Below are 4,103 nucleotides of genomic sequence, written 5' to 3'. Positions count from 1 at the left end.
GCCCGGAAGGACTGGTACAAGGCCATGAATGAGATCGGCGTGTTCTCCGTTAACGACATCGAGGAGCTGGAGGACCGGCCCGACGTGCCCGGCGGGGACGCCCGGAAGGCATCCCTCAACTATGTGCCCCTGGAGGACTGGCCGGAGCTGAGCCGCATCCGCGCGGCTCAGGGAAGGAAGGAGGAGTGAATGGAACAGATCATGAAGGCGGCCCGGCTCCTGAAGGCCGAGGCCACCGGGGAGGACCTGGCCCTCATCAGCGCCCAGGCCCTGCGTCCACTGGCGGCAGAGGAGGTCTACACCTTCCGCCTGGCGGCGTGCAACAACCAGGTGGATCGGGACCTGGAGCGGTTCACCGAGCGCACACTGGAGGCCCTGGCCGAGCTCTTTGTGGGCCGTCCGGTGCTGCTGGACCACAAGTGGAGCGCTGGCAGCCAGACCGCCCGGGTGTACGCCGCCGGGGTGGAGGAGATGCCTGGTGTGGAGGGCGGTCAGCAGCTGGTCCTGCGGTGCTACATGCCCCGGCTCCAGGGCAATGGCGACACCATTGCCGCCATTGAGACGGGCCTGCTGCGGGAGTGCAGCGTGGGGGTAGCGGGGGAGCGGGCCGTCTGCTCCATCTGCGGCACGGACCGGGCCACCGCCTGGTGCGAGCACGTCAAGGGCTGTGAGTACGACGGCAAGCTCTGCTACATCGAGCTGGACGGCGCCGCCGACGCCTACGAGGTGTCTATGCTGCCGGTGCCGGCCCAGCCAGCGGCCGGCGTGGTCAAGCGCTACGGCGGGCCGGATGGCCCGGAAGGTGACCCTTCGGGCGGAGCGCCCGGTGAAGATAGCCAGGAGTGGCTGGACGAGGCCCTGCTGGAGCTGGAGAAAAACAGATTTTAATGGAGGGAACACAATGAGACGCAAGCTGATCGATCTGAAGACCCAGCGCACCGCCCTGCTGGAGGGGGCCGAAACCCTGCTGAAGGAGGGCAAGCGGGAGGAGTACCGCGCCGAGATGGCCAAGGTGACCAAGATGAACGAGGAGATCAAGGACGTGGAGGACCTGGTCCGGGAGCAGGACCGGAAGTTCCTGGAGAAGGCCGCCGACCCCGCCGAGGAGAAGGACAAGGCGGAGGAGCGGGGCAATGCGCTCATGAAGGGTCACGAGGTGACCTTCTCTCCCCTGGAGGTGGCCAAGGCCCTCTTTGTGCCCAATCATACCGAGAAGTCCGTGACCCTGGCCACCGGCACCCTGGCCCAGCCCACCGGCGCCGGTACCGATATCCGGGACGCCCTGGGCTACGGCGTGGGCGCTATCATTGACCAGGTCTATGTCCAGGACCTCACCGGCATGTCCGCTTACCTGGAGCCCTACGTGATCTCCGAGCCCGACGCCAAGGGGGCCAAGGTATCCACCGCCGCCGGAACCTCCCGCACGCCCTCCGCCGACCCCACCTTCGGCGTGGCAAAGATCTCCCCCTATGAGCTCACCACCACCAGCTATGTGGACCGGAACATCTCACGGCTCACCCCCGCCAACTACTACGCCAAGGTCTTTGGCATGGCCATGAAGGCCATGCGCCGGGACACAGTGGGGATGATCTTCAACGGCGACGGCCAGTCCACCAATGACATGTTCGGCATCAAGACCGCCAAGAACATGGCAGGCAGCACCATCTACGCCACCCTGGACGTGGAGGAGGTGGGGCCTGATCTCCTCACCGAGCTGATGTTCGCCTACGGCGGTGACGAGGAGCTGGGCGGCAACTGCCGGCTCTACCTCAACAAGAAAGACCTGCTGGCCCTGGGCAAGCTGCGGGGCACCAACGAGAAGCGGCGGCTCTTTGACATTGTGCCCGACGCCGCCAATCCCAACACCGGCACCATCCGGGAGGGCGGCACCATCGTGCCCTATTCCATCTCCTCCAAACTCACTGCCCTTTCCACTTCTACCAAGGGAGAGTCTGCCATCCAGACCATGGTGTACGGCGACCCCATGAACTACGAGCTGGGCCTATTCGGCTCCTACACCGTCCGGGTGGATGAGTCTGTGAAGGCGGTGGAGCGGATGCTCACCATCCTGGGTGACGCCATGGTGGGCGGTAACCTCATCGTGGACAAGGGCTTTGTGGTGGCCACCATGCCCGCCAACGGCTGAGCCCATGGCCCTGACTGAGGAGCGGCGGGCCAGGCTGCTGGCCTATTGCCGGATCGTGGAGCCTACCGAGGAGGAGATGGCCACCCTGGAGGGGCTCTATGACGCGGCGGTGGGGTATATGGAGGGGGCGGGGATCTCTCCGCCCGCCTCCGGTACCCCCAGGTGTGCCCAGTACGACCTGTGCGTCAACTTCATGGTGCTGGACGGCTTTGACCGGCGGGACGTGACCATCACGGGCACCATTGTGGCGGACAACCCCTCCTTCCGGCGTCTCATCAACCAGCTGAAGCTGACCGAGCCGGAGAGAAGGGAGGGGTAGACCGTGGCGGATCACATCGACGCCGGGAAGCTGGACAAGCCCGTCCAGGTGCTGGCCCTGCGGGAGACCGGACCCGGCGTCTGGACCTGGGAGCGGGTCCGCCGGGCCTGGGCCAATATCACCTTCCGGCCTGGGACCAACCTCTTTTCCAAGGTGGGAGTGGGGGCCCGGGACGCCGCAGTGGTCCTGCGGCGGCAGTCCCTCACCCTCCACAACGCCCTGCGGCTGGGAGACCAACACCTCTTTCTCACCGCCATCACGGAGCGGGGGAGGGGGCACCTGGACGTGGACGCGGCGGTGGTGGAGCCGGTATCCTGTACCGCCACCCGGACGGAGGACACAGTGGGAGAGAATGCACGGCCAATAACGGCGGAGACCATGCGCATGACCTTCCCCGGCGTGTTGACGGAGAAATATGCCAGGTATGAGCGGGAGGAGACCCACGCGGAGAACGAGACCAGCTATGTGCTGGTGACTTCCAAGCCCATCACCCTGAAGGCCGGGGACCTGGTAACAGTTCAGGAGGGGCCGGCCAAGGGCAAGTATCATGTAACTGTCTGTCATGTGCTGGACGCCTGGAAAAACGAGTATGAGATCGTCTGGAGGGGGGATGTCTGATGCCGGACACTGTGGATACCACCGGCCTGGACCGCCTGGTCGAGAGCTGGGACGCACTGGTACAGCGATTTCCCAAGGAGAAACGGTCTGCGCTGGCAGCGATGGGAGCCAAGCTTCTCCAGCAGGCGCGCAGCGAGATCGGCGGTACCGGGAAGGTGGCCGGGTGGCAGGTCTCCCATATGGGCGACAGGGGCGGTTACGTGGCCGTCCGCCCCAAGGCCAATGAATACCAGACCACAAAGAGCGGTAAGCGGTATGCGGTTGGTTATATCACCAACGCCTTTGAGGGCGGGCACAAGATCCGTAAGCACCAGGGCGGGAAGGGATATCGCTCCAGGGTCAAGGCGGCGGCAGTGCCGGGGCGGTGGAGCTATGACGCGGTACGCCGGCAACTGGCCGGCATGAACCAGGAGGATGTGGATGCTCTGATGACGCTCATCACAGACGGATTGGAGGGACGGCTTTGACCTATCAGGACCTGATGGAGGCCATAGCGGCGCGGATCGCCAAGCTGTGGCCGGAGCGGATGCTCTACCGGGACTTCTGCCCGGCTGACCACAAGCGCCCGTCCAGCTTTCTCTATGTGACCAACGCCAGCTATGAGGATGCAAACCCCTTTCTGGTCCAGTGGACTTTTGAAGCAGAACTGACCCTCTGTGCCGCCACCGACACCTACTCAGCAGAGAGCACAGAGCAGCTGCGGCGTGACCAGTTGGCCGTCCTGGGCGCCTTCGGCGGACCGGCCATCCAGGTGGGGGACCGGAGCGTGATCCTAACTGTTGGAGCACCCTCTCCGGGGCCGGGGGAGGCCTATGTGACCTTCTCCGCCTCCTGGATGGACGGGCGGCCTGCCTACACCGAGCCGGGCAACCCGCCCGGCGACGTGCCCCTCATGGAACACTATGCACTCAACATTTCGACGAAGGAGTGATCTTATGGCAACGAGTATTGGTCTGCCCAGCCTGACCATCACCTTCCAGAAGGCGGCACGGGCGGCGGCCAACCGGAGCAAGAAGGGCT

The 4,103-nt window shown here is 64.9% G+C and carries 7 protein-coding genes; all 7 read left to right on the top strand.

Translation table 11 applies throughout. The features are described 5' to 3' along the window. A partial coding sequence (locus Q0Y09_RS10780) for a hypothetical protein (RefSeq protein ID WP_297721327.1) occupies window positions 1-189 on the top strand: 189 nt, incomplete at its 5' end. Continuing rightward, window positions 190-888, top strand: coding sequence for a hypothetical protein (locus Q0Y09_RS10775; RefSeq protein WP_297721324.1), 699 nt, complete (start codon window positions 190-192; stop codon window positions 886-888). 13 nt (window positions 889-901) lie between these two features. Continuing rightward, window positions 902-2,146: a phage major capsid protein gene (locus tag Q0Y09_RS10770; protein WP_297721322.1), complete on the top strand. Its 1,245-nt coding sequence runs from the start codon at window positions 902-904 to the stop codon at window positions 2,144-2,146. A gap of 4 nt (window positions 2,147-2,150) precedes the next feature. After that, on the top strand, window positions 2,151-2,465 hold the full coding sequence (locus Q0Y09_RS10765) for a phage gp6-like head-tail connector protein (RefSeq protein WP_297721319.1): 315 nt from the start codon (window positions 2,151-2,153) through the stop codon (window positions 2,463-2,465). A gap of 3 nt (window positions 2,466-2,468) precedes the next feature. Continuing rightward, window positions 2,469-3,083 (top strand): hypothetical protein, encoded by a 615-nt coding sequence (locus Q0Y09_RS10760; RefSeq protein ID WP_297721317.1) that lies wholly within the window; start codon window positions 2,469-2,471, stop codon window positions 3,081-3,083. After that, window positions 3,083-3,550 (top strand): hypothetical protein, encoded by a 468-nt coding sequence (locus tag Q0Y09_RS10755; RefSeq protein WP_297721314.1) that lies wholly within the window; start codon window positions 3,083-3,085, stop codon window positions 3,548-3,550. The genes Q0Y09_RS10760 and Q0Y09_RS10755 overlap by 1 nt, the downstream gene beginning before the upstream one ends. Further along, entirely contained in the window at window positions 3,547-4,014 is a 468-nt protein-coding gene (locus Q0Y09_RS10750) for a hypothetical protein (RefSeq protein WP_297721311.1), read from the top strand. The genes Q0Y09_RS10755 and Q0Y09_RS10750 overlap by 4 nt, the downstream gene beginning before the upstream one ends. Window positions 4,015-4,103 lie beyond the last annotated feature (89 nt).

The organism is Intestinimonas sp., assembly GCF_026169115.1.
Taxonomy (GTDB): Bacteria; Bacillota; Clostridia; order Oscillospirales; family Oscillospiraceae; genus Intestinimonas.
The sequence above is the reverse complement of the archived record's forward strand: the minus strand, read 5'-3'. Positions and strand labels throughout refer to the sequence as shown.

Excerpts from the sequence above, each read along its gene's own strand:
- Q0Y09_RS10775 (WP_297721324.1), top strand. The coding sequence starts at position 190 with ATGGAACAGATCATGAAGGCGGCCCGGCTCCTGAAGGCCGAGGCCACC.
- Q0Y09_RS10770 (WP_297721322.1), top strand. The coding sequence starts at position 902 with ATGAGACGCAAGCTGATCGATCTGAAGACCCAGCGCACCGCCCTGCTG.
- Q0Y09_RS10765 (WP_297721319.1), top strand. The coding sequence starts at position 2,151 with ATGGCCCTGACTGAGGAGCGGCGGGCCAGGCTGCTGGCCTATTGCCGG.
- Q0Y09_RS10755 (WP_297721314.1), top strand. The coding sequence starts at position 3,083 with ATGCCGGACACTGTGGATACCACCGGCCTGGACCGCCTGGTCGAGAGC.